22 protein-coding genes are annotated in these 26,529 nt (G+C 34.0%); 9 read left to right on the forward strand and 13 right to left on the reverse strand.

The window, feature by feature from the left end:
• Positions 1 to 163: 163 nt before the first annotated feature.
• From ABXG98_RS18475 to wecB, 3 genes are all read right to left on the reverse strand, one after another.
• Entirely contained in the window at positions 164 to 970 is an 807-nt protein-coding gene (locus tag ABXG98_RS18475; RefSeq protein WP_353540186.1) for a PEP-CTERM sorting domain-containing protein, read from the reverse strand.
• 177 nt (positions 971 to 1,147) lie between these two features.
• Positions 1,148 to 3,799, reverse strand: coding sequence for an XrtA/PEP-CTERM system TPR-repeat protein PrsT (prsT, locus tag ABXG98_RS18480; protein ID WP_353540187.1), 2,652 nt, complete (start codon positions 3,797 to 3,799; stop codon positions 1,148 to 1,150).
• A gap of 240 nt (positions 3,800 to 4,039) precedes the next feature.
• Positions 4,040 to 5,128 (reverse strand): non-hydrolyzing UDP-N-acetylglucosamine 2-epimerase, encoded by a 1,089-nt coding sequence (wecB, locus tag ABXG98_RS18485; protein WP_353540188.1) that lies wholly within the window; start codon positions 5,126 to 5,128, stop codon positions 4,040 to 4,042.
• Positions 5,129 to 5,360: 232 nt separating this feature from the next.
• On the opposite strand from wecB, the gene ABXG98_RS18490 reads away from it, so the two are divergent.
• The gene (locus ABXG98_RS18490) at positions 5,361 to 6,701 is read left to right on the forward strand and encodes a UDP-glucose dehydrogenase family protein (RefSeq protein WP_353540189.1); all 1,341 of its coding nucleotides are present in this window, start codon (positions 5,361 to 5,363) and stop codon (positions 6,699 to 6,701) included.
• On the opposite strand, the gene ABXG98_RS18495 is transcribed toward ABXG98_RS18490, so the two are convergent.
• The gene (locus ABXG98_RS18495) at positions 6,698 to 7,375 is read right to left on the reverse strand and encodes an endonuclease/exonuclease/phosphatase family protein (protein WP_353540190.1); all 678 of its coding nucleotides are present in this window, start codon (positions 7,373 to 7,375) and stop codon (positions 6,698 to 6,700) included. The genes ABXG98_RS18490 and ABXG98_RS18495 overlap by 4 nt on opposite strands.
• Before the next feature lie 463 nt (positions 7,376 to 7,838).
• Here ABXG98_RS18495 and ABXG98_RS18500 point away from each other — a divergent pair, with 463 nt between their 5' ends.
• The 6 genes from ABXG98_RS18500 (at position 7,839) to ABXG98_RS18525 (ending at position 15,153) form a co-directional block, all read left to right on the forward strand.
• Positions 7,839 to 8,945, forward strand: coding sequence for a hypothetical protein (locus ABXG98_RS18500; protein ID WP_353540191.1), 1,107 nt, complete (start codon positions 7,839 to 7,841; stop codon positions 8,943 to 8,945).
• A gap of 42 nt (positions 8,946 to 8,987) precedes the next feature.
• On the forward strand, positions 8,988 to 9,926 hold the full coding sequence (locus tag ABXG98_RS18505; protein ID WP_353540192.1) for a glycosyltransferase family 2 protein: 939 nt from the start codon (positions 8,988 to 8,990) through the stop codon (positions 9,924 to 9,926).
• Positions 9,927 to 9,943: 17 nt separating this feature from the next.
• Positions 9,944 to 11,362, forward strand: a complete 1,419-nt coding sequence (xrt, locus tag ABXG98_RS18510; protein WP_353540193.1) for an exosortase — start codon at positions 9,944 to 9,946, stop codon at positions 11,360 to 11,362.
• A 174-nt stretch (positions 11,363 to 11,536) separates the two neighbouring features.
• The gene (locus ABXG98_RS18515) at positions 11,537 to 12,652 is read left to right on the forward strand and encodes a right-handed parallel beta-helix repeat-containing protein (protein ID WP_353540194.1); all 1,116 of its coding nucleotides are present in this window, start codon (positions 11,537 to 11,539) and stop codon (positions 12,650 to 12,652) included.
• Positions 12,653 to 12,711: 59 nt separating this feature from the next.
• Positions 12,712 to 13,824: a GNAT family N-acetyltransferase gene (locus tag ABXG98_RS18520; protein ID WP_353540195.1), complete on the forward strand. Its 1,113-nt coding sequence runs from the start codon at positions 12,712 to 12,714 to the stop codon at positions 13,822 to 13,824.
• 12 nt (positions 13,825 to 13,836) lie between these two features.
• Positions 13,837 to 15,153 carry an O-antigen ligase family protein gene (locus ABXG98_RS18525; RefSeq protein WP_353540196.1) on the forward strand — a complete coding sequence of 439 codons (1,317 nt, stop codon included), beginning with the start codon at positions 13,837 to 13,839 and terminating at the stop codon, positions 15,151 to 15,153.
• 164 nt (positions 15,154 to 15,317) lie between these two features.
• Here ABXG98_RS18525 and ABXG98_RS18530 read toward each other — a convergent pair whose 3' ends face one another.
• The gene (locus tag ABXG98_RS18530) at positions 15,318 to 16,334 is read right to left on the reverse strand and encodes a CDP-glycerol glycerophosphotransferase family protein (RefSeq protein WP_353540197.1); all 1,017 of its coding nucleotides are present in this window, start codon (positions 16,332 to 16,334) and stop codon (positions 15,318 to 15,320) included.
• Complete coding sequence (locus tag ABXG98_RS18535) at positions 16,331 to 16,726, reverse strand: FAD synthase family protein (RefSeq protein ID WP_353540215.1); 396 nt, start codon at positions 16,724 to 16,726, stop codon at positions 16,331 to 16,333. Before ABXG98_RS18535 ends, ABXG98_RS18530 begins: the two co-directional genes overlap by 4 nt.
• Before the next feature lie 116 nt (positions 16,727 to 16,842).
• On the opposite strand from ABXG98_RS18535, the gene ABXG98_RS18540 reads away from it, so the two are divergent.
• Positions 16,843 to 18,378: an oligosaccharide flippase family protein gene (locus ABXG98_RS18540; RefSeq protein ID WP_353540198.1), complete on the forward strand. Its 1,536-nt coding sequence runs from the start codon at positions 16,843 to 16,845 to the stop codon at positions 18,376 to 18,378.
• 4 nt (positions 18,379 to 18,382) lie between these two features.
• Here the strand turns inward: ABXG98_RS18540 and ABXG98_RS18545 are convergent, their stop codons facing one another.
• From ABXG98_RS18545 to ABXG98_RS18560, 4 genes are read right to left on the reverse strand one after another with little or no spacing between them, the layout of a single operon-like run.
• Entirely contained in the window at positions 18,383 to 19,420 is a 1,038-nt protein-coding gene (locus ABXG98_RS18545; protein ID WP_353540199.1) for a glycosyltransferase family 2 protein, read from the reverse strand.
• Positions 19,421 to 19,423: 3 nt separating this feature from the next.
• The gene (locus ABXG98_RS18550) at positions 19,424 to 20,611 is read right to left on the reverse strand and encodes a glycosyltransferase family 4 protein (RefSeq protein ID WP_353540200.1); all 1,188 of its coding nucleotides are present in this window, start codon (positions 20,609 to 20,611) and stop codon (positions 19,424 to 19,426) included.
• Positions 20,612 to 20,644: 33 nt separating this feature from the next.
• Positions 20,645 to 21,148 carry a GNAT family N-acetyltransferase gene (locus tag ABXG98_RS18555; protein ID WP_353540201.1) on the reverse strand — a complete coding sequence of 168 codons (504 nt, stop codon included), beginning with the start codon at positions 21,146 to 21,148 and terminating at the stop codon, positions 20,645 to 20,647.
• Complete coding sequence (locus tag ABXG98_RS18560) at positions 21,148 to 21,885, reverse strand: hypothetical protein (RefSeq protein ID WP_353540202.1); 738 nt, start codon at positions 21,883 to 21,885, stop codon at positions 21,148 to 21,150. The genes ABXG98_RS18555 and ABXG98_RS18560 overlap by 1 nt, the downstream gene beginning before the upstream one ends.
• 159 nt (positions 21,886 to 22,044) lie before the next feature.
• Between ABXG98_RS18560 and ABXG98_RS18565 the strand changes: the two genes are divergently transcribed.
• Positions 22,045 to 23,049 (forward strand): glycosyltransferase family 2 protein, encoded by a 1,005-nt coding sequence (locus ABXG98_RS18565; protein WP_353540203.1) that lies wholly within the window; start codon positions 22,045 to 22,047, stop codon positions 23,047 to 23,049.
• A 5-nt stretch (positions 23,050 to 23,054) separates the two neighbouring features.
• Here ABXG98_RS18565 and ABXG98_RS18570 read toward each other — a convergent pair whose 3' ends face one another.
• The 3 genes from ABXG98_RS18570 to ABXG98_RS18580 are packed head-to-tail and all read right to left on the reverse strand — an operon-like array spanning position 23,055 to position 26,356.
• Entirely contained in the window at positions 23,055 to 24,041 is a 987-nt protein-coding gene (locus ABXG98_RS18570; protein WP_353540204.1) for a polysaccharide deacetylase family protein, read from the reverse strand.
• A complete protein-coding gene (locus ABXG98_RS18575) occupies positions 24,041 to 25,222 on the reverse strand; it encodes a hypothetical protein (protein WP_353540205.1) in 1,182 nt (393 codons plus the stop codon). Before ABXG98_RS18575 ends, ABXG98_RS18570 begins: the two co-directional genes overlap by 1 nt.
• Positions 25,223 to 25,240: 18 nt before the next feature.
• On the reverse strand, positions 25,241 to 26,356 hold the full coding sequence (locus ABXG98_RS18580) for a glycosyltransferase family 2 protein (RefSeq protein ID WP_353540206.1): 1,116 nt from the start codon (positions 26,354 to 26,356) through the stop codon (positions 25,241 to 25,243).
• Between the last annotated feature and the right edge of the window lie 173 nt (positions 26,357 to 26,529).

The following is a 26,529-nucleotide window of genomic DNA, read 5'->3' on the forward strand; positions in this document are numbered from 1 at the left end:
TCAGAATGAATGCTAACCTACATTAGATCACCGCCCCTGTAGGGCGTAATTCATTGCGCCAATGTCAGAATAAATTCCAACCTACATTGAGGTGCACAAATTTTGGACATAAAAAAACCGGTTAAAATAACCGGTTTTTAAAATAATATATCGTTAAATGATATTAAGATTTACGACGTCTTGCGCCTGCAAAGCCTAAAAGACCTAAACCTAAAATAGCAACGGTAGTAGGCTCTGGAACGTTGATTTCCATTGATGCTGTATGCTCAACACTAAAGGTTTGAGAAGAACCTGGACCACCTGGGTATACAGCTTTTAAACCGTTGATTGCAGTTACCGTAGCATCATAGCTAACAGTAAGTGCTTTACCAAGATCATCATATTGACCTAAGTCCAAACCAGTTGAGTCAGTAAAATAGCCATCTTCAAACACACCTGATAAATCTAAATGACAAGAGCTAGCCGCTTCTACAAATACAGAGCCTGTACCATCAACATCCGCATCAATATCACAATCACCACCAAGTAAAGAGAAAGTAGCTAAACCGTAGTTGATATTGGTTGATGTATCAACAGCATATAAGCTACCTGAAATAAGAGTGTCAAAATTAACTTGCAAATCACCCGTTACATCTTGGTTAGCCATACCGCCAACTTGGTAATCAAAAAAGATATTCCAACCATCAACACCTTGGCCAAACTGAGCCAATGAACCATCTAAGTTAAAACTTAAAACTGACGTGCCACCCATTTCCATAAAAGCATCTGGGCCAGCAATAGAACCGTCACCACTGGTATCGGTTTGAGTTACACTTGCTGAATTAGCTCCAGTTTCAGATAAGAATTGAATCAGGTCAAAATCAAAAGTAGTTGAGCCACCAAATCCAGTTGTATCAAGTGTAATTACACTTGCATTTGCTGATGCACTTAAAGCTGTCATCATAGCTAAAGCAATTAATTTATTTTTCATGCCTAATTCCCTTCTTAGAAAGTTTAATTTGTTTCATATTACCTGACTCATGTAAAGCAAGCCGTATGCCACTATTATTTATTACTTTAAAATCAAGTATTTGAAAATAAACTCTTGTCTACGCTTTGCAGCCTTGTAAAAAAAACCGACACCATTTTAACCATTTTTGATGATTAATTATTGAGAGGCACTTTTGAGGTGCTCTGCAATATTCGCATCATTGGGAGATATCAGCAGCGCCTTATTAAACGCAGAGCGTGCTGATTCTTTATCGCCTAATGCCATATGTATCATGCCTAAGGTATCTAAAATTTTAGCGTTGTCGGGGGCAATTAATAACGCCTGATTAACTACGGCCTTTGCTTCACTATAATTTTTATCTTTGTATTCAACCCATGCCAAATTATTTAGCAGAGATGCGTTATTTGGATACTGCTTTAATAGTTCCTTGTAATGCGTTCTCGATAGCGCAAGGTCTGAATCCATCGCATATTGCGCTAATAATCCTTTAGCAAAATAATCCGTTGGGCGATTTTTAAGATGACGTTTTAAAGCAACTATAGCTTTATCATTTTGACCCGCTCGATTATAAGCACTTGATAGTAAGCTAATATGGCGTGTATTCGGCTCTATTTCATACTGACTAACTAAATAGGTGCTTGCTTCTTTATACTTTTTCATACCATACAAAGCTTGGCCCTTTAACCCTTTTATTAATGGGCTGCTTTGTTGGGTTTTACTCAGTTGTTGAATAGCTAACATAGCCCCGTCATAGTCACCTAAACGTATTTTATAATATATTGATAATAAAATAAGCTGTTCATCATTTGCGTAACGGCTTAAGCCTTGCTTAACAACGTTTAAAGCTTTTTCAAACTGATTAGCTCTTTCATAGGAGTTTGCTAGCCTAATCGCAGCGGTTTTTTGCTTCGGAAATAACGAATGCCACTGTTCAAAAACCGAAATTGCTGCGTTTATATCATTTATTTGAAGGTAGCTTTCACCTAAAGTATTCCAAAATACCTGTGAAGACACTTGTTGAGATCGCAAGTTATTCCACAAAGACACAACGTCTTTGTACCTTTTTTCTTCAAATAAAGCCGTACCATACAATAATTTCAGGTTTAAATTATTAACATTACCGTCAAGGGTTGTTTTTATCAATTTTAAAGAATGTTCAGGGTTACCCTGTTTTTTCTCGGAATAATAGAGTGCTGATAACAACCTAATATCTGTTGGTTTACGATCGAGGTTTTTGCGCAATATATCAATTGCTGCTTGCTCTCTTGCATCTTCAAATAACAGTTTCACTAAAAACAAAACTGAACTTGTGTCATCAGCATCTATTTTATGCGCTTCTCTTATTTGCTTTTCAGCTTTAACTCTATCGCCCAGACCTAAATAAGCCCTTGCCAGCAACTTGTGGCTAACCGCTTTTTCTGGAGCACTAGACACTAGCTCTTTAGCAAGCTCTAACGATTTTTCGAAGTTTTTTTGTACTAAATATACTTGTGTAAGTGCTACTTTTGCGGGGATATGATCAGAAGATATGTTCAATGTTCGCTCTAAATCCAGAATGCCATCCAAGTCATTCATAGAAAGCTTTAACACACCTCGTTTAAATATTGCATCGATACTGCTAACATCGTCAGCTTTACTTATTAATGCTTGAGCTTTTTCATATTCGCCATTATTAATAAAGTTTTGGCTAACTTGTACCAACAAATCAAAGTCTTCCTCTGCTATAGCGTTAGTATCATTAAAAATACTGGGAGACTCAGCAGAATAACCTAGCTCATTCTGCACCAGCACATAAACCTTTCTTGCCGGATGATTCACTGGCAAGCGTTCAACTACTGATGACAGGTATTGACTAGCAACCTCAAAACTTTTTAACTTATATGCACTCAGGCCAGCTACCAGCCTGTTCATATCTGTGCTTAAACCACTTTGAATAGATTTTTCAGCATGTATTTTCGCTAATTCAAATTCTTCTTTTTTATAAGCGATAATTGACTTCATGTGATTTGCTAAAGGTTGTCCCTCAATTTTACTTAATATTTGATCAACAAGCGTTTCTGCTTCGCTTGTTTTCGACTCTCCTATTAAACTTTGTGCCTTATACAAATAAAGCCTCAAGTTACCGGTATTGTCTCCTTGGTATTTGTCAAACATCTCGGTTGCTTTGGTAAAGTTTTGATTACTTAAATAAAGAGTACCTGATAAAAACCAAAACTCCTTATTCAACTCAACAGCTGGCAACTCGTCTAATGCTTGCTCTATATTTGGCAAATTTCCAGCGATTACTTTTTCAAAAACTACGCCAGCATGATGAAAAGATGGATTAGCACTATTTTTTAAGTGTTCTGCCACCTCAGGGTGATTTTTTAATTGTGATGCATAGGTGAGTGCTATGGCATATTGTAAATAGGCTGCATCAAAGGCTTCTGCAGGTAAATCATCTTCCAATTGCGCGATTAAAAAAGAAACTTCATCATAATTTCCATTGTAATTTAACACTTCAAGCAACAGTGGCTTTATTTCTTCAGACTTCCCCCCTAGCTCTAACGCTTTATTAAACTCTTTTTCTGCGCTTTCGCCGTTGCCAACTTTCATGTAGGCCTTACCGAGCAAAATTCTTGCATTTAAATTGCTAGGAGCACTTTTTATCGCATTTTTTAACTCAACTATTGCCGCACCATGATTATTTTCAGCTGAAAAATGCTTACTCTTTTCTATATGCTCCGAAGGCGTTAATGTGGGACTGCAAGCAGTAAAAACAATAGCTCCGCCGATTCCTATTAATGACTTGATTATTTCTTTTTTCATATCATTCCTTATCCTGAATACAACATCAGTTTGTTAATTTTTAATCCTTTGCATCCCAATAACTAACTTTTAACGACTGGTATTTAACAAGGAATGCCTAAATACGGGGTTATTATAGATTCAATGATGACAGTTTGACCATTTTTTGCAACCACAACAATGACAACTAAAGCACTATAAGTTTAACCTTGAGCCCAACTAGTTTTTTATGATGGCTGGCACTGCAACACAATAACTTTACTACTTTGAATTAGTTCCCGTAAGAATATCGACTATATGCTCTGCAACATGACCATCACCAAATGGGTTTTCCCAACTTGTTTTACCAGCAGACAGCCATTCTTTAGCGGCTTTAACGGCTTTTGCAGCATTGCGGCCTACAAGTTCGCTTGCCCCCACTTCTACCGCTTCAGGGCGCTCGGTGTTTTCTCTCAGTGTAAGGCTTGGAACGCCCAATAAACAGGCTTCTTCTTGAATGCCACCAGAGTCAGTTAAAATCAACTTGGCAAATTTTTGTAATTGTATAAAGTCTAAATAGCCCACGGGAGGAATAAGTTTTAAATAACTAGGCAGTTCAATATTAAACTCTTTTAATTTGGATTGAGTTCTAGGGTGAATAGGCCAAACGATAGTGCCTGTATAATTGCTATGCATTTCATCCAGCAAATGCAATAACTCCATCAGATTTGATGCTATATCTACGTTCGACGCACGGTGTGCTGTTACCAAAAAGTAATCGCCCGCAGTTAGTTCAAGCGTATTTAAAATAGTGCTTTTAGCTGCAGATATTCCCAAGTGCTGAAAAAGAGAGTCAGAAACAGTGTTACCCACAGTATGAATTTTATTAGGATCAATCCCTTCTTTCAGTAATATGGCATTCTGATTAGGACCTACCGCAAACAAATAATCACTAATATGGTCGGTCATAATACGGTTAGTTTCTTCTGGCATGGTTCGGTCGTAACTACGTAAGCCAGCTTCAATATGTCCCACCTTTATGCCTAACTTAGAAGCAGCAAGCGCACCAGCAAGGACCGTGTTAGTATCACCTTGCACTAGCACTACATCAGGCTTTTCTTCAATTAAAATGGGCTCCATTTTTATTAACATATTACCCGTTTGGTTGCCGTGTAAACCTGAGCCAACGCATAAGTTATACTGGGGGTTAGGTAACTCTAAGTCTTTAAAAAAAATACTATCCATTTCTTCAGAGTAATGCTGATTAGAATGAATAATAAAGTAAGGAATGCCACGATTTTTGCATTCTCTAATGACAGGTGCCATTTTGATAATTTCAGGGCGAGTACCAACAACAATCCCAATTTTCATTTAAACGTTCCTCTGATATAATTTTTATCAATTAATAACGGCAGTTTACCTGTTTAATAAATATTAAAAAGCACTTTGTCTAATATCTATCCCAATAGTGCAGCGCCCTAGTCAATGGTGTAATCAAGATTGGATTAAAGCATATTATTCTGTTTAACTACACAATCAGTAATAACATATTGAAAATAGATTCAAAAAAATTTAGACATATAAATATCGTTAAGGGAAGTTAATGAAAGTTACAGTATTTGGTATTGGTTATGTTGGTTTAGTACAAGCCGCAGTATTAGCTTCAGTAGGGCACGATATAGTTTGTGTCGATATTGATCAAAGTAAAGTAGACAATCTTAAAAAAGGTTTAATTCCAATTTATGAACCAGGTTTAACATCGTTGGTTCAGGAAACTTACAAAAACGGATTACTAAACTTTACTACTGATGCTAAAGCTGGAGTTGAACATGGTGAGGTTCAATTTATTGCCGTAGGAACCCCCCCTGACGAAGATGGTTCAGCTGATTTAAAATATGTATTAGCAGTAGCCGAAACTATTGCTACTTATATGACTAGTTCAAGAATTGTTATCAACAAATCCACTGTTCCTGTTGGCACTGCTGATAAGGTAACCGCTAAAATAGCCTCAGTACTAACCCAACGAAACGTTAAACTTACCTATAATGTAGTGTCTAATCCTGAATTTTTAAAAGAAGGTGCGGCAGTAAGTGACTGTAAAAAGCCCGATAGAATTGTGATAGGAACAGACTGCGAGAACGTAAAAGAAGCAATGAGAGAGCTATATGCTCCTTTCAACCGAAACCATGAACGAATAATATTCATGGATGTACGCTCTGCAGAATTAACCAAATATGCAGCAAATTGCATGCTTGCGACTAAAATTAGTTTTATGAACGAAATGGCAAACTTAGCAGAGTTACTAGGTGCAGATATTGAGTCTGTTCGCCACGGTATAGGCTCAGATTCACGTATCGGCTATCAATTTATTTATCCTGGCTGTGGTTACGGTGGTTCATGTTTCCCAAAAGATGTTCAAGCATTAGTACAAACAGCAAACAAAGTTAATTATAAGCCGGCATTGCTAGAGGCAGTAGAAGTTATTAATTATAAACAAAAGCAAAAGCTATTCACTCACTTAAATAATCATTTTAATGGTGACCTAGCAGGGAAAACAATTGCAATTTGGGGCCTATCATTCAAACCCCAAACCGATGATATGAGAGAAGCACCCGCAAGAGAATTAATGGAAGCATTATGGCAAGCTAAAGCAAATGTACAAGCATATGACCCTGAAGCAATGGAAGAATGCCAACGTATTTATGGCACTCGAAGTGATTTGACTTTAGCTGGAACAAAAGAAAGTACTTTAAAAAATGCTGATGCATTAGTCATTTGCACTGAATGGAGTCAGTTCAAAGCACCTAACTTTGATATAATTGCCCAACAATTAAAGAATAAAGTGTTAATAGATGGCAGAAACCTGTTTGAGCCAAGCTTAATGAAGAAAAAAGGCTTTGCCTATTATGCTATAGGCCGTGGTGATAGTGTTAAAACCAACTAAAGCACTTCATTTAGCACAACAGTGGCTAATATTGGGCTATGATCACTACCAACATCATTCCCAATTTTAGCTTTTAGAACACTAAAATTTTCATCTGTTAAAATATGATCGATTCTTACACTTAACATTCGAATATGTTTCGTAAAACCAAAACCAAAGCCGGCCTCATTAAAAGCATTTTTATAATGACCAAAATTTTCACGATAAATAGAGCTTTCAACTGGCATATTAAAATCACCTAATATGATTAAGGGAGCTTTTTTTTCTACCCAACTAGAAATAATACTAGATTCAATATAACGTTGCTCTGTATTTTTAAAAATAGCTTCAAAATTTAACTTTGATAGTTGAAAGTCTTCAAACCCTTTACGCGGTGTTTCTAAATGAAGATTCATAACATATATTTTTCGTTTCCTTATGTGTAATTCATACAGTAAACCAAGCTGCCCCCAACCACCCAAAATACGGCGACTCTGACTTTTCAAGAATTTCAGTTTATAAGCACTTGCTAAACACATTTGTCCAATACAGTGAGTATCCCAACCTTGAGGAACCACTTTTGCTACTTCGCTTCCAGGAGTTTCTTGAAAAGCAATAAGCACTAATTGCTCGTTAACAATCTGCTCCTTTATCAAGCCTGGGTTTTCAACGCCACCTCCTAAGTTAACAGACATTAATGATAATGATTGTCCTGCTGAATTAACCCATAGGTTACTAATAGGCAATTGAAAATTTAAATAGAAAAAAGCAATAAAAAGGGTTATCAATACCCCTTTCCATTGCTTAATAATTAATGAGCTGTCTATTATTACAACAGGTAGTAATAGTAAAAAAGTCCAATATCTTGGTGCGAATAACAAAGGCATTTCAACTAAAGCCCAAAGTGTAGACCAAGGGATAACATGACAAAGAACCACAAGAAAACCACTAAAATAAAAGCAGTAGAAGGAAGTTTTTGCAATAATATTTAACCAAAAGGGCTTGTTCAATTTTTCATCTGCATTTGACTATGACTATTAAAAACTTAACTATAACTAGTTAAATTTATAATAAAAAGGTAAGTTGTAAAATTTATGGTCTCTTTGTTATGATAATTTATAATAGTCTTTTTTGAAATTAAAAATATAAGGGTTTCTCTTGAAACAGCTGCCAACATGCACGTTATTACTTTTTTCTGCTTTCCTTTTCAGTTGTTCAGAAAAAATTGAAAACAATGTTTCTACCCCCCTTGTACTCAATGAGAGTTTTGAAACCTTCCCTTTTTCAAATATTCCTGGGTGGGTTTCAGATCCAAATGAAAACACAGGACCTTATACTGAATTAGGCGAATATTATCAGCAACTAAATATATATCCTCCAGAAGCCTTAAGAAATACCATTCCATTAGGAGAAAATAGTTGGTTAGTTGCTGAAATATACACAAGAACGAAAAAGCCAATACTTTTAGATTATTTAGATATCATTACCGACCCAGTAAACTCCAATAATAAAGTGCTAAAATTAAGCACCCCTGTTCATACAGACGGCGTAATACTTCGCCCTAAAAAGCCTTTACCTCAAAAATATCAACTCAGTTTCAAGGTCGGTTTTATTAATTATGGGGATGATAGTGAATTAAATGGATATGATGTAGGCAATGAAATGGCAGAGCCTTGGCGAGATGGTTCAAGCGTTGGACATAATGGTTTTTATTGGTTAGCCCTAATGGATCAGTTACCAAAGCCCCACAACAACATATGGAGCCACCACCATCGTAAATTTGTAATAGACAGCTGGAATAGACAAGACAAGCATAATACGGTAAACGTTATTGCACTTGATGGTGCAAGTGAAACACATACAGCTTTTGGGAAAAAGTTTATTAGCTATGTTGATCGCAGTTGGCAAAAAGTTTCAGATACCCCTATAGATAATTATTTACCTAACGAGTGGTATACCATTACGTTTACACGAACTAGCATATTTTATAAATTTTCAATTACAGGCAGATTCAAAAATGCAGGTCAAACGACATACAAAAATAAAATAGAGCTTCATAAAAATTGTGTATTCCATTATAACCAAACACCAGAAGAACTTGATACCACCTGTGTAAATAACCAAGTGCAAACTTTCTTAGGAAAGGATTTTACATCTTGGCCTATAAATAGCGCTTATCCCGATTACTTTATGATTGGTGACCCCCATATTAATTACTACGAAGGAAGTGTATTGATAGATGACATAAAACTGAAAACATTATAAGCTACTTCGCGTAGTACTGTAGTCGCAATAGGATACTAAAAAATGGAAGTACATAATACCTCCGCAACGATCGCAATAATAACATGTCGTAGGCCCATATGGCTTAAACGATTACTTGAATCATTAACAAAGCAAAATATTGATGATAGTACAGTGTTAAACATTCTCGTTGTTGATAATGCAAGCGAACAAACAACAGTAGATGTTGTTAATGAAGTCTCATCTTTAAGTCCTTTTAAAATAACTTACGCCTGTGAAAAAACTCCCGGAATAGTTGCAGCACGAAATAAATGTGTCACTGAATTCCTTCAAACTGATGCGCAATATCTTTTCTTTATTGACGACGACGAATGGCCTGCTGAAGAAAGTTGGGCGCAAAACCTGTTAAACAAACAAAAAGAATATAACGCCGATGTAGTCACCAGTCACATTCTTTCTGTTGGTGAACCGGGTACACCTGAATGGGCGGTTGAGTTAATTTACGGTAAAAATCCTTTACAAGAAGGCGAGACTGTAAACAAATTTTACACTAATAATTTATTAATATGCCGTCACGTGCTTGAACAAATCAACCCCGCTTTTGACAAACGTTTTGCAATGACTGGTGCCAGTGATTATCACTTTGCTTTAAAGTGCACTAAAGCTGGCTTTAAAGCATTCTATACAAACGCTCCTGTTATTGAAGAGTTTCCAAAATCGCGCGCAACCGTTAAATGGTTTTTACGCCGAGGATTTCGCTCAGGTATTGGTTTTACACGCAGCCATTTATTTGAAGATTCACTATTTTCAGCCATCTTCTTTTGTTTAACCATGGCGAGCGTTAGGCTTGTTAGAGCAATAGGTTATTTCTTATTAGGAATAGTAACGCTTAACAAAACAACTTTAGTTAATAGCTTATTCAGATTTTGCTCTTTTGCCGGAACCATTGCCGGATTTTTTGGTATCAAGCACGAAGAATATAAAACCATTCATGGCAACTAAATTATACTAAGCGAAAAATGACTGCAATTAAAAAAATAAAATCAAACCTCCCACTTATTGGGATAGTTACACTCTTAATACTTTTTACATTGCTAAACTTACCGGTGATAGCAACTCTATGGCGACATAGTTTTGATGACGGCACGTACTCTCACGCTTATTTAATTCCGTTTATTACTTTGTATTTATATTATCAATTACAAAATGATAAGCTGCTAGTGTATAAAGCCAGCTTTTCAAGGTTCGGCTTTCTATTGTTTGTCGCTTGTTGTTATGGCCTATTTATATCAGCATCAGCCCAGCTCAGTATCGGTTATTGGCTTGCAAGTTTAGGTATTCTTATTGCTGCCATCATGATGTTGTACCAATATCATTGGCGCGTAATATTTCCAGCCGCTTTTCTTATTTTAATTATCCCAATGTGGGGACCATTAGGCAAAATATTACAAAGTATCTCTGTGTATGCTGTTAACATTATGATGGGCTATACGGGTATTCCAACTTATGTTGAAGGTAATTTTGTCTCTATCCCTGCCGGTGTTTTTGAAATAGCCGGTGGCTGCAGTGGCCTTCGATACTTTATTGTTTCACTTGCGATCAGTTCTTTATTTGTATTTCTGAATATGAAGAATGTTCGCAATATTACCTTATTTATTACGGTTGCAATTATAGGTGCCTTAATTACTAATTGGATACGAATCACATTATTAATAGTGATTGGAAACTATACTGATATGACAAGTAGCTTAATGGTCGATCACAATAATTTTGGTTGGTATATATTCGCCCCTTTTATGATTTTATTATTTATTTTTGGTAATTATTTAGCTGAAGATCATTCCAAACCAGCTTTAAAACCAAAGCATAAAGTTGACTCTAAAATCAATATCCCATCAACATTATTGATATTAATTGGTTTATTTATTAGCTCTACAACTATTTCAAATAATTTAATCTCTGATCAGCATTTAATGTCAAAATCATTAAAAAAGTATCAGAAGCAACAAGAATTAACACCTTTTGTTCAATACTACACCAGTGTTAACAACAATATTTTAACCATTGAAAATACTAACATTCCTATGGAAACTTATAATTTCTCTGGTTATGATTTAGATGCAAAGCCAACATTTTACAATAATCAATCAACGCCAGATAGTTGGAAAATAAACAATCGGTATCAACATAATCATTGGAATATTATAGAATTAGAACAAAGATCACAAAAAAGCTTGGTTGCAACTTCTTTACAACTAAATGATCAACTATATGCCAATAAAAGTAATTTTAAAATGGCAAGACTTAAAGCAGGGCTAATTGGCACAAAGGAAACAAAATTACATTGGCTGAGAATCGATTGTAAAACAAATTGTGAGCTTGAAAAAATAACGTTAAATCAAGCTTTAAATAATTTTAAGGTTATTAAATTCTTCTAATGGAAGTTGAAAAATGAATTTATACAACGTAATAAAAACAGGTTTTTTTTTATTCTCTTTATCAGCTATACCGAGCAAGTTTACGCAAAAGAGTATTGGGTATTACCTCCGTCACAACCCATTGAATCTTGTACAATGGGTAGCTGTCTTTGCAATAAAAGCAATGCATGCGTTTTGAACAATTTATTGTTAAAACAACTAAAACCAGGTGATTCTGTATTTTTTGAAAAAGGTGTTTACCCTTCCTTTATAATCAATAACATTCACGGAACAAGTAAGCAGCCAATTACATTTAATGGTTCTTTTTCTATAGGTAAAGCAGAAATATCATTAAACCCTAAAAAAAATAAAGACCTAATAGAGATCAAGCAATCATCTCATTTAATACTCACTGGCTTCAATATTAATCATTCACCAAGGGCAGGTGTTAGAGTTAACAATAGTCACAACATCACAATAAAAAACAATAAATTAACTGACAATGGTGTATGGGGAGTATTCACCAATCACTCTAACCATTTTATAGCCACAAACAACACAATTGTGGGCCCCGCAGAACAACATGGTATTTATCACTCCAACAGTGGTGACAATGTTCAAATCACTTCTAATTTCATACAAAATTTTAACGGTTGCGGAGTCCACATAAATGGTGATATTAACATGGGGGGCGCAGCGAAAGTAAAAGGGGATGGAATAATATCGAATGTAGAGATATCTAATAACTATTTAAGTGGAAATGGTTTAGTTGGCGGTAGTGCAATTAACTTAGACGGTGTTGTTGATGGAAATGTTAATAACAATATACTTATCAACAATAAGGCCGCTAGCATTTCAATCTTTAAAGGCGACGGTGCTGTTGGTTCGAGTAATATAAACGTATCAGATAATTTAATTATTATGGCTAAAGACTCTAAGTGGGCAGTCAATATAAAAAATTCTGGAGGTGAAAATTATTTTACGAATAACATTATAATTTCTCAAGATTCATTTAGGGGAATTTATGATGTATTACCGGTAGATTTAAGCGCCAACAACCAAACAAATGTTATGCCTTTTACTGCTAATAATAATTTATATGGGTATGGGCGGAACCTTGTTGCATTAAATGATGAACATTACTTGCCATTAAATGAATGGCAACAAGATTACAAAAATGATAAAAACTCATCAAAAATATTTTATAAGTATGTTATTTCTAATAAAAATAAGTTAAGCCTACCCGTGGTTAAACTACTAAAAGAAAAAAGAATTGCTGAATTCAATTCTTATCTATTTCTGCTCCTTTGATCTAATTATTTATGCCCTCATTATATACAGTTAAAACAATAACCAACGTTAAACAAGCTATGCTACTTGAAAATGCATGGCGCACCTTAACAGAAACTAAATTTTATCCTACTAATTATAATAACAAAGAAAGCTTACAGTGTTTTATGTCTTGGGAGTGGTTAAGTCAATGGTTAGAAACTTACCAAGATTACATTGTTGAATTAAAAATAATTTGTGTATTATATAATGATGAATATATTACTATAGCCCCTTTTTATATTTGCTCTAACAACACATGGGGTATTACTACAAAAACACTCTCTTTTATTGCTACTAACGAGCCTGAGCATTGCGAAGTTACTTCAGAGTTTATAGATATTGCTTACTCAACCGAGCATATACAAAAACAAGAAATTATTGAATTACTCTGTTCACAGCTAAATAAGCTAACAGACATTACTAAATTTAATTTTAAAGATTTAAATAAACAATCTGTTATGTATGCTGTTTGTCAGCAGTTAAAACTGCAAGCAATAGCATACGAAGAACATATAACTGGTTATCAATTTTACTTAAATACAACTAGTGCATATCAATACTCAACGTCTTTCTTAAAAAAGAAAAAACGAATACTTAATAAATTTGAAAAAATAAGTAACACCAAGCAAGATCAATTCATTATCGCTAATAAAGAATCACAAGCACTTAAATTATATGATCAACTGGTAGATTTACACCAAAAACGTTGGCAACAAAAAAACAAACCTGGCGTATTCTCAAATAATTATTTTTATGACTTTCATAAAAACTTTATAAAAAAGAACTTTAAAAAAGGAAAGATTGTACTGTCTGCTATACAAATTGAAAATCAAGTAATCTCAGTGAACTACTCAATAAAATGGCATAACATTTTATATTTTTACCAGAGTGGAATAGATGAACACTACAAGCCAAATTTATCACCTGGATTATTGAACCACCTATTGCTTATTGGATATTGCAAAGAGCATAATATTAAACAATATAACTTACTAAAATCAAAACAAAATGATTATAAAAGTCAATTTTCTCAGCAAGGTGATGAACTTATCAATATAACAATGTTATCATCCAATAAATTAAATTGGTTTTGGCTCGCTGTCTATCGTGCCAAACTTGGCTTAAAACACCTACTAAAATTACTTAGGTAAAAAATACAGACTATGAGTAATTTTCAACGACGCATCCCAATAGAAGAAGATAAAAATCCTGCGTTTGCCTTTTTCTTAACACTAGTATTTACTTTTTTTACGCTCGTTAGACCCCATGAGCTTTTTCAGCCTCTTCATGGGTTACCAATAATTGCTATACTGAGTGCGCTTTCTGTTATTGTTATTATACTTGCCCACAGGCCGATTCAACTAGTACCTCAGCACTACCTTCTTTTAGGTATGTTTCCCGTTGCTGCTTTATCAGGTCTACTAAATGGCTGGTTTGGTGAAGGGGTTACCGAAGGAACTAAATATATTAATAGTGCCCTTATTCCACTATTCATTTTTTCTGTTGTTTACACTTCTGCAGGCAGGCAAAAAACCTATATGTGGTTGTCATTACTTGCTGCCATTATTTTTGTACATAATGGACATGTTCAACAAAACTCTGGAACGAGTTTTGGTTGGGCCGCTAATTCTCATTATGTTGAAGATGGACGTATAACATATATTGGCATACTAAGTGATCCGAATGACTTAGGTATGTTTTTTATGATGAATATCCCTTTTTCACTCTACTTTTTTAGAAAATCAAGCGGGTTGGGGAAATTACTAGGCCTACTCAGTTGCATTTGTCTATTGTACGGAATATTCATGACCAACTCTCGTGGTAGTATGTTAGCTTTAGCTGGGGTCTTAGGGTTATATTTACTAATAAGATATGGCGGCCCTAAAGCATTTATTGCGGGCTTAACATTAGCACCTCCTGCATTGTTTGTAGTGTCAGCTTTTAGGGCTGTTAGCTCTCAGGAGGCTTCTGCGATGGGACGGTTGTGGGCATGGTGGGATGGCCTTGAAATGCTAAAAGCCAACCCTCTATTTGGTGTTGGCAGTAACAACTTTTTAGAACATCACGGGAGAGTAGCACACAATACTTATATACAACTAGCAGCAGAACTTGGATTACTGGGCTACATGTTGTGGATTACAACGCTCTTTTTCACTCTATTTATGGCTTTTTCTATTATCACTTATGCAAAAAAGATTAACCTTGAAGAAGCAAGTGAAGAGCTAAAAGCTGAAATGGCCCTTTGCAGCACTTGTTTTTATTCACTATGCGGCTTTGCAATGACTGCTTTTTTTCTAACGCGTAATTTTTTCATTGTTTATTACATGATGGCAGGCATAACTATTGCGTCATATTTACGGTTGAAGAAATTAAATGAAAATCAAGATTACTTTATATTCACTGATATACTAAAAAAGATTATAGCTATCGCTATTGTAATAATAATTTTTATATATGTAATTTTAAAGTTTACCTTATAATTACGAGTATGATGCAAAGCTCTTTATTAATTCCACCAGTTCTAACGATGAAATTGTCTCTTTTTGAGTTCATTGCTAGCCTGTACTTCGGCATGATTTAAGTAACTTTAAAGCTTTCAGTTAGGTTACAACTCAATAGTCACTTTATCTCTTATTTCTAATTTTTATATTGTTCGAATAGCTTGTAAAAACGCCTTTGAAGAATTTCCTATATTAAACAAATATTCATTGATAAAAGCATTGTTAATAGATAAAGAAGTAAACTCTAACTCCATGTCAGCCCCCCAATTTAGAGTTGGTATAACCTTTTTCATAGCATTCAAAATCTCTATAGCTCCTGAAGCTTGGTAAACTCTCTCATTCCCATCAAAATAGACCCTTTTATTTATAGCCATAGCTTCAAAAAGAATTGAACTAATGTCACTAATAACGACTTCAGCTCCAACACACAGCTCAAAAGTAGAAAATTTGTTACTCGACTTATTTAGAGGAAGACTAATAGAGCCAAAATAGTCATTCCCATCACACATGTTTTGTTTCAATAGATTAGGGTGAGGGCTAATAATAACATGATGATTTTTAAACGTTTCTAATTTTTTAATAATGCTTTTTATATCAGAAATTAAACTTTGATCTGCATTCCAGCTAGGAGCATATAGCACGTAAGGTTTATCCGTAGATAAATTATACTCTTGATAAACTTCTTTGCTATCAACGTTTGGGACAATATCTAAAAGAGGTAATCCAATTTTTTTAACATTTACATCTCTTTGGCTGTGAAGGTCAAAGATTGGTTGGCAAGGGGCAAAGCTGTAGTCAAAAAAATCTAGAGCAGATTCACCTTGATAACCTAATTTTGGCCCAATTCCATGCCCAAAAAATACTTTTTTAGTTATTAACCACCAAGGAGGGAAAACAAATTCAGTGGAAATATATATATCATAATGCTTATGTATAGGTAAATCTGTCAAAGAATCATATGATTTAATTCCTTTATACTCATTAAAAGTACCAATCAAAATAACATTATACTCTTTTGATTCTATTAAGTGAGGGATAATGGGTTCTAAGTGAACAGAGTGGTGTTTAAATGGTGCATTTAAGATGATGTTTTTTTTGTTATGGAAGAGCCTAGAAATAAAAGATAATGCGTGATGCAAACATAGTTTTTTTCCTATCATGTTGCACTACTTATAACTTCAATTATTTCGGTGGTAGACACAGAAGGTGTTCTTTCTAAATACACAACTTCACATAAGTTACTAAGATGATCAAATTTTCCTTTCCAATCGTCTCCCATGACCAAAACATCTGCGTCATATTTCCTAATATACTCTTCTTTTTTTTCTAATGACTCTTCCAAAAAGCACAGATTGACATAGCGTAAACTATTTATTATTTTCATACGGTCGAGTTGGTTATAAATAGGATTTCGACCTTTTTTATTATAGTTTAACTGATCCGTTGAAACTCCAACTATTAAAGTATCTCCTAAAGATGCTGCTCTTTGAAGTATATTCACATGCCCGACATGAAACACATCAAAGGTTCCAAATGTAATAATTGTTTTTATTTTCTTCATCTACTCTTCTTTCCTTGGTAACATAAGCTATTGCCGATCAAATTAACATCACTGCTAAAGTGAATCAATCAAATTCAATGACATCTACAAGATTCTAGTTACTTTCTATGAATAAAAACTCCACTTTACATCGCCTCATTTCTGGGGGTGGACTACGTGCAATATCCTTAACTTTAAGCATAATCATAGCTTTTTTAATGATGCCTTTTGTTGTAAAGCACTTGGGTGAGCGATGGTACGGTTTATGGGTTATTGTTGGATCACTGATAGGGTATTATGGGGTATTAGATTTTGGCTTGTCTTCGGCTTGTCAGCGTTTTATTGCAAAAGCTTTACACAACGATAAAGATGGTGAAATTAACACCATTGTCAGCTCCTCTTTTTTATTATTTTCAGCATTAAGTATATTTTCCATCCTAATTACTTGTTTTGTTTTATGGCTTTCGCCAATGTTTTTTCCGGTTGGTGAAGAGCTTCGTACATTCCAAGTCGTAATTTCCATTTTAGGAATAAAGACGGCAATAATGTTCTTATTTATGGTTTTTAATGGAATCATTTCTGCTCATTTAAGATACGACATTGACTCTTATATTGAAATATTTAAGTTAGCCCTAAGAACAACACTAATTTTCTTATATTTAACAATGGGGTATTCCATTGTAGCTTTAGCCGTTATTACACTTTTAACTGAAACTTTGGGGTATATTTTAATTGCAATATCTGCAAAAAAGGTTTATACACCATTAAGAATATCAGTCAAAAACATCGACCCTTCATTATTTAAAAAACTTTTGAATTACAGTAAATCTACATTTATTGCCTCATTGGGTGATATTTTAAGATTTAGAATAGATGACTTAGTCATTGCAAAGTTTATTGGTTTAGCGGCTGTAACCCATTATTCGATAGCAATACAGTTAGTAAATTATATTGGTCAATTTCTTAACACTCTTTTAGGAGGTTTTTTACCTGTATTTACAAAATATGTAGCTCAAAATAACAATGACACAATGAAAGAAAAATTTTTACTCGTAAGTGAAATCAGTATTTTTTTAACTCTACTTATAGTGCCAACTGTAATGATAATAGGTGAGTCTTTCATAAAAATATGGATGGGAGAACAATTTGTTGATGCATATATCCCTTTGTTAATTCTTGGTTTTGCCGCTATATTAGCAGGATGTAATAGAGTTTGTATTACTGTGCTTTATGCAAAAGCGAAACATCATTACTTCGCTAAAGTTAATATTCTAGAAGGAATAGCTAATTTAGTATTAAGTATAGTTTTAGTAAGAGAATACGGTATCATTGGCGTTGCAATTGGTACTGCTATTCCTACAATTCTAGTAAAAACTTATTTATTGCCTAAATATTCTTGTGAATTGTTAGAAATAAACTTAAATGAATATTATAAGTTATTAGGTAAGTACTTTATCGTGACTCTTTTATTTTACAGTACTTTTTTCTGGTTTTACCAAAGTAATATAAAAGATACTTATATACACATAGTGTTTTTAGCCGCTATATCATGCTTTCTTTATTTGCTAGTAGCATTCTTTTTGTTGTTTTCTGATAACCTAAAGTTTTACATTAAACAGTTAATACCAAAGCGATACTTACCTTTTTTTAGAAAAATAATATAAGCTTTTACCTGCCTAAAAAGAATTTGATAATCACTTTTAATTTTTCTTTGGTTGGTAAATAATCAAAAATTAAATATTTATTATTAGAATATTTTTCACCTAAACGAGCAATTAAATTCAACCATATGGTTGCCGTATTTTTTTTATCCAATCGCTCTATTGCTAGTGCCTTTTGCTCATCGGGTAATTTGAAGAATTGTTTTGCGTACCATTCAAAATCATGAATCATTCGATTCTTAAATCTAAGTAACATTTCTTGGGTGTAATACTGAGATTTCGATAGTATCTTCTCTGAAGTAATCAATGAATAGCTGATATCAGATATCATGGCAATAAGTTTATCTGTATTACCAATAGATTGAGTTATACCTGATGCATCTATCCGATAATTATAAAGTCGTTCTTCTAAGTAAATACAATTATTTACATTCTCCCCTGAAACAGTAAACATTAGTAAAAAATCTTCTAACATTAGAAGCCTAGGGCAAAATTCAAGCTTGCTATAAGCTTTAAAATAAAGTTCTTTTCTAACAGCGTAACTCCAAACACAATTATCAATATCATACTCTATTAGTTGTTCACGCCACTTGTCAGCTGTAACTAAGCCAGCTTGAGGCCTAAAAGCGTGTTCATCTGCTTCATCAGAGAATGGGATATGCTTGAAGTTAACTCCTTCAAACCTTGAGCATGCAATATGGGCAATATCAGCGCCAGAAGACATCAGCGCATTGTATATCATTGAGCAAGCTTCTGACTTTAGACTGTCATCACTATCAACAAAAGTTATAAACTCTCCTTCTGCACATAGCACTCCCGCTTTACGGGTATGAAAAGTACCTAAATTTATTTTATTTTCAATTAGACGTAAACGGTTGTCTGTTTGCTTTTTTTCGTTAACTATTTCACTGCAATTGCCAGGCGAGCAGTCATTAACTACTATAATCTCTATATCAAGTAATGTTTGATTAAGTAAACTATCTAGACACTCCCCTAAATAGCTCTCGGTATTAAAGACAGGAACTATAATACTTAGTTTAGGCATACTTTAACTGTTCCTATAAGTGGCATATTGAGAGACAACTTTTTTATAAAGTTCCTCTGTTTTTGCTGACATAATTAAAAACTCATATTTTTCTTCAAAGGACTTCCTTGCCATAGCTCCCATTTGAGTTAATAAATACTCATCATTAATTAACTCAATAACTCGTTTGCTGATTTGTTCGCTATCATTAATATCAGTCAGAAACCCATCAACTCCTTCAGTAATAACTTCAGGAATTCCACCGCCTATTGTTGCAATTGATGGCAAACCATACATCATAGCCTCTACATAAATTAAGCCAAAGGATTCATACACTGAAGGGACAACAAAAAGATCGGCCTCTGTATAAAATCGGTCAAGCATTTGATCATCAACAAAGCCATGAAAAGTTACAACTTCTGAAAAGTTACCAAGGTTTTCATTAAAGTACTGCTGAAATTTAATATCACCTGGCGCATGAGGTCTGTCAGAGCCAATAATATCAATCTGAATGTTTTGATATTGCTCATGAATCAAGGGAATTGAATTCAAGAAAGCTAAAGTACCTTTTCGGTTTTCAAGGCGACTTACATATAATATTTTAAATGAGGTGTTATCAAGATCTCTACTTTTTAGCACTTGATACTTATCAATGATACCTAATGGTATAATGCTAATATCATCAATATCTATTTTGTATTGGTCAATAATTGTATTGGCATGGCAACGGGTTGATGATATTAACTGATTAGCTTTTTTGCACGACCACTCTTCAGCATTACAAACCATTTTGTCGCTAAAGCTTATATTATCGCTATCTAAACTAAGTGTCTCAAAAAACGGTGTGTGCATTCGTACTACTGTTGGTATTTTTAACAACAATTGAGAAATAACACCTGGTGCTTCCCAATTTGGAAATTCAATGATATCTATGGGGCTTTGTTTATGTAGTTTTTTGATTAATTGATAAACCTGAAAGCTCCACCTCATCCCTGGCAAATATGCTTCAATTTTCGGTAAGTACTTTTTAGGAAGACGATGAACTATTAATTTTTCAACCTGTTCTACACTATAATTTGACTGGCTAGTTGGGCTAATAACATGAACTGTATGCCCAATAGCAACGAATCCCTTAGCAAGGTTATAAATATAAGTGCCTATGCCACCCCCATTTTCTGGTGGAAAACCTGTAGTAATCAAGCAAATATTCACGAAAAATCCTACTTATTGTTATTGAAACTTATATTAACTTTGATGTCGCTCGTATGTATGAAACGGCTGACCAAAACCCAACCTGTCTATCACTTTTTGCATTCCAATATTATTTTCACTAGTGTCTATATACACTGCCTCTAACAACGGACGGTTTACAATTAAATTAGAAATACATGATTGAATAGCCGTTGTTGCTAACCCCTTTCCTCTATAGCTTGGTTCGGAATAAACTGTTCCAATAATGCAATCTTGTTTTCCTACGTCGTAATAATTACATCGGCCAAAAGTGATCAACCCATCGCTTACTATTTTTTTATTTATAATCAAACAATAAAAAGCATCTCTTTTTAATACAAGTTTCAATAAAAGTTTCAATAATTCTGAGCTCACACCAAACCTTTTAATTAAAGAAGGTAAGTACTTTATTGCATCAAATATATTATAAAAAACATCGGGCTTAATGTCGTCAGCTTGTGGGCTGAAGTTAGAATTTGGCTTGTCGTTTAAATTCATTTTATAAACAAACTGCAGCATTATTTTAAACTCCACTTTACGTGATGAGGTAAAAAATTAAATTTTTTCTTAAACCGTTTTAAAGATGTTGAGGCTCCAATTAGGCCGCCATACATAAAAAACTTAACTGTTGGGTGCTCTTCAATCGCAACTTTTGCTATTGAGGTGATCAGCAAGGGGACAACTCCGTTTTTTTGATGCTCAGCATGCCCATAAAAATGAGATAGTTCGATTACATCTCCCGCAAGAAAACATCCTGCGTACGCTACTAGAACATGATTCTCATCAAAAACGCCAAAATAAGGAAAGCCATGTACTAATGAGTTACTTTCTGGATCAGTTATTTTATCAGGCTTATTATTTATAAAATCATCTGATAATTTACCTTGTCTCACTGTAGTTGACTTACGTATATCCCATATTTCATCAAGATGATCGTTAAAGTTAATTCGCTGAAAAGTGTAGCCGATGCGATTTGCTTTTTTTACATTACGATGCCCCGAACTTTCAATGCCTTTAATATAACTTTCATAATCGCCATTTAATGGACAAATTGCTACACCTCTAGTCATTTGACCAAAAAGAGGAAGCTTTTTATGCCTTTTGGTCATCTCTTTATAAAAGTTAATTGTAATTGTTTTAAAGAAAGGGGCATTATTTATTGTGTCATCTATTTTCAATGATAAATTGAGCTTTGGGGATTTAAAAAGTAAGCTATGAATTTCCTTCGCTTTTTCAATTTTTTCTTTTACGTCCATTCTATCAAAACCTTATATTACCAGTGAAGCATCAGATATTTTTAATTATAAAAATGCGTATCTATTTCAATTTTAATTCATTTATGAATTACTATATACTGCTTTTTAGTAAATAAAATCACAATATAATGTATTCAAAAAGAGTAAGTAACCTTAAATATGAATAATAATCCAAAGATTTCTGTAATTCTCCCAATGTACAATGCAGAAGATCATATTCAACAAGCGGTAGATTCAATTCTAAATCAAACTTATGATAATTTTGAACTCATCATCATAAACGACGGCTCAACAGACAGATCATTAGAAACAATATCCCAACTATATAGTAACAACGAGAAAGTAAAAATATTTGATCAAACAAATCATGGGTTAATTTATACTTTAAATAAAGCAATCGATATTGCAGATGGTGAGTTAATTGCCAGAATGGATGCTGATGATATTTCTTTTCCAGATCGGTTTTTGAAACAAGTTCAATTATTTCAAAAGCAACCCACAATTGGAATTTGTGGTACTTCTACACAAAACTTTGGTTTCAACAATGATATAAGTATTAAGCCTGAAAGTGACAGTAAATTGAAAGTACAACTTTTAATTTCTCCACCGTTTGCTCATCCAAGTATAATGGTGAAAAGGGCTATTTTAATAAATAATAATATCAAATATAACGAGCAATATAAGCACTGTGAAGATTATGCTATGTGGACAGATTTAGCTAAACATTGTGATTTTTCTAATGTTGCGGATGTATTGTTAAAATATAGAGTTCATGAAGCTCAGGTTACTAATATGCACTCAGAAACAGTGATGGAAGCTCACTATAGGTTATGCTGTAAAAACTTGAGAAAGCTCAATATTGACCTTCTAAAAGAAGATTTTTTATCTTACATTGGGCACGAAGCGCCTAAAAAAGGAATGCAATACTTATTAAACTTTTACGATACTATGCTCAAAAATAATGAACATATGAATTGTTTTAATCAACTTGCTTTGCAAGAATTAATACAAAACTTGCTAGTTATACAAATTAAAAGCTTTAGTGGAGTAAAGGGGTTATTGTTTATTAAAAACTATTCCCCAAATCTACTACCAAAAATACAAATAAAACTGATATATTTAGCTATTAGGAGAGATTTAGTAAAAACTATCAGGCGTAAATAAAGTCATTACTGCATTACAATTTTTTGCCTTAAACTCATCATGCCTGGGTGGTTATCTATACCTAAACGACTAATTTCAAATGGATTTTTGATTGGCGTGTCATTTATACTGTTGGTAAAAGAGAAACCAATTTTATACCCTATATTTTTTGACATTTCACACACTGCATGGTTAAAAGTGTTGTTTTCCCCTACAGGGTATGCAATAGCATCAACGCGACAGTTTAAATTGTTTTCTAAACAACTTTTCGAGCTTTGCAGCTCAAAAAGTCTTTCTTTTTCATCGATATGGGTAAGAATTCTGTGGCTACAAGTGTGAGAACCTATAAACATGCCACCCGCTTTCAGTTCACGCAATTGTTCCCAGGTCATAAATAATGATTGATCTTTATAATTAGCTAAATATTCACAAGCGAGTTCTGTTTTTAACTCATGTAATTTTTCATCCATTGTTCTAGGATCAAACTTAACACTAGCTAAGCAACGTTGAATTACCCTGGCAATTGGCTCATTTGATAACCGAAATTCATTAGTTCCGCCAAAAATAAAGCTTTCTTTCTTAGTGTTTTTCAACATCCAAGCTATTTCATCCCACCAAGGAATAATATCTGTACCTATATAGTCAGTGGGTATAAAAAACACTGCACTAACTTGTTGCTCTTGCAGAATGGGGTAAGCAATTTCATAGTTGTCAATATAGCCATCATCAAAAGTTATTAGTGCATAGCGCTTATTCAATGGCATATCGTTTTGGGTAAGTGAAATGGCTTCATCAAGCGTGACGACTGTAAATTGCTTTTTTATAAATTGCAGCTGTTTTTCAAAGTTCTCTGCTGTACAGCTATATATATTGGGATCGAAAGGACTAAGGGAGCTATCACCTATTCTGTGATAATTGAAACAATACAAGCCATTTTTTCTTGTCAGCCACTTATATGCTTCATAACCAGAAAACCTTATCAGCATTGACTTCAATTTTTGTTTATCAAACATTATCGGTCAAGCACCTTAAATGCTGGTTTAGGTAATTTAAAATCTCGATACTGGTTTGGATCTCCTGTTTTACCTGATTCTGCAGCTTTTACAATGTTATACATTTCTCTTGATGAAACGTAATGAAGTTTATACTTTTTATTATCATTATACTTTGTGGTTAGGTATTCATGCATTTCCTCTACAGGTTTACCTAATAATATGTCCATGTCTTTATCTTGTGTACCGTGAGTATGTATCTTAATAAAGCGCCAATTTGGCTGACCTTTAACATGAACATTAGCTTTAACCCAAAGATCCACTCTTTCTTTACTTGGAGGATTGCTTGTTCTAATATCGGCATTTTCAACACGAGGCATTAAGCCAAACTTACGCTTTTTCCAATTTAACATAAGTGGGCCATTGATTAGTAAGAGGTCTCCCCATGCCTTACCGCCAACTTTAATATGTTGGCCTTTATCATGTGACTTAGGTCTTTCAGGATCATCTTTCACGTAATAGATAGAATTGATTGTTAATGGCTGTGTAGGGCTAGGGGCAGATGGAAAAGTTAAGTCTACATAACAACCGGTTTTGTTAAGTACAATTAACTCATCATTTACACCACACCACTCTCCATTAGGGTGAGAGTTATCTAAACACCAATTCCCATGAATAAAAGCGTACTTTATTTGCCCGGTTTTAGGATCCACAGGAAGTGCATTGTGCTTTTCATTCAATAATTTGGCAAAACCAGTTAAAGTATTTGTTAGGTTTTCACTTGTATCATTTTCATGGTGTAAGTGAATCTCTATCTCGCCAAAACCTCGATAGCATATATCAGACAATTTAGCTAAGTGTTCTTCTCGGTATTCTTCTTCTGGATAAAAAAATGAGTGCTTTGGAGAGTAGCCATCACTATCACGATATTTACTGGCCATTCTAGGGTATTGTTCAAACCAACGATCAACCCTTTGGCGTTCTAACTCGATATTATCAGGGTTTTCCCACTGCGGTTCATAATGATCCACGAAACAAAACATAATGTGCTGAATTTCATTAGCACCTTCTCCCTCCATTCTATGTTGAGTCACAATCTGTTTTAAATATTCAGGCAACCAATGCAGCATATTTCGTTGGTTGGCTAAATAAAAAAAACCGATTAATGCAATTACAAAAAGAATACACAACACAAACCACATAGAATGTCTTTTCCTTATTTAATGGTTTTTCCATAAACTGCTTGTTGGGCGAATCCAATAAACTAGTCCTGCTTTTAATGCTGCTAAATTCAGCATTATAAAACTTAAGATAAAGCTCGTTTTTCCTTTCTTCTTATAGAAAAAGAAATATTCTAGTAATGTTAAACCATAAAAAAACAGTTGGCTATAAAATATAAATATGCCAAACCAGTGGTTTGTTAGAGCACTACTAATAAATGTTAAAATCATAAAATAAGGAACTAACAAACGACATATTTTATGAGAGAAAAGTTCAAAAAAGACGGGGTTTTTAAATGGGTTTAGTGTCCACGGTAATAATGAAAATAATTGATAATTACCTGCTAAGGTTCTAACTTTCCTGTCAAACTCTTCTTTTAATGTTAATGAACCACTATCGTATGCGTACGCTTCTTCACAATAAACAACTCTATACTTTTGCCTAATAATGCTAAGCGGTCCGTACATATCATCTAAAACAACATTAGTAGGAAAAATTGGTAGTAATTTAGTGCGTGCCATATATATCGCCCCCGTTACACCAACAATTGATAAATAGTCACTTTCACATTTTCTAATCGCTTTTTCATAGCGCCAATAAAGCCCAGGATCTCCACTACTCTTTTCAATTAACAAATTACCAGTAACAGCACCAATGCTTTCATCACTAAAATAGGGGAGCATTTTTTGTAATACATCTTCCTCAAAACGTTGTCTCACATCAGAAAACAAAACTAGATCTGTTTCAATATTTTGTAATGCTTGAGATAGCGCATATGATTTCCCATGGTTTTTTTCATAGGTAACTAATTTTACGTTATCCAAACCAAGGCTTTGAACTTTTTCACAAGAATTATCTGTACAGCCATCAGCAACAACAATTACATTTAATTTTTCAGTGGGGTAACAGAGAGCAAAAATATTCCGGATGCGCGCTTCAATTATTTTCTCACTATTATAAACACACAAAACCACAGTGATTTGCGGAAGCTGATTTGGCATTCTTTTAGTTATTTCTTTACCAAACCACTTTGCCATTAACCAAATAATTAATGGATAAAGCAAATAGGTGTAGATTAAAAAGCCTAGTGAGCACTCTAAAATAATGTTTGCCACAAATATATTCTCTGTCTTACTAAATTTTACATGTTTATGTAGACAACTCAGGATCTACTGTTAAATTTGAAATATCCTATGTAGGTTAGAATTTATTCTAACACGGGGCAATAAATTACCCCCTACATTGGGTGTTACACTTTTTCCTGAGTGAAGTGCATAGCCAAGAAATT

Source organism: Colwellia sp. KU-HH00111 (assembly GCF_040362745.1).
Classification (GTDB): domain Bacteria; phylum Pseudomonadota; class Gammaproteobacteria; order Enterobacterales; family Alteromonadaceae; genus Colwellia.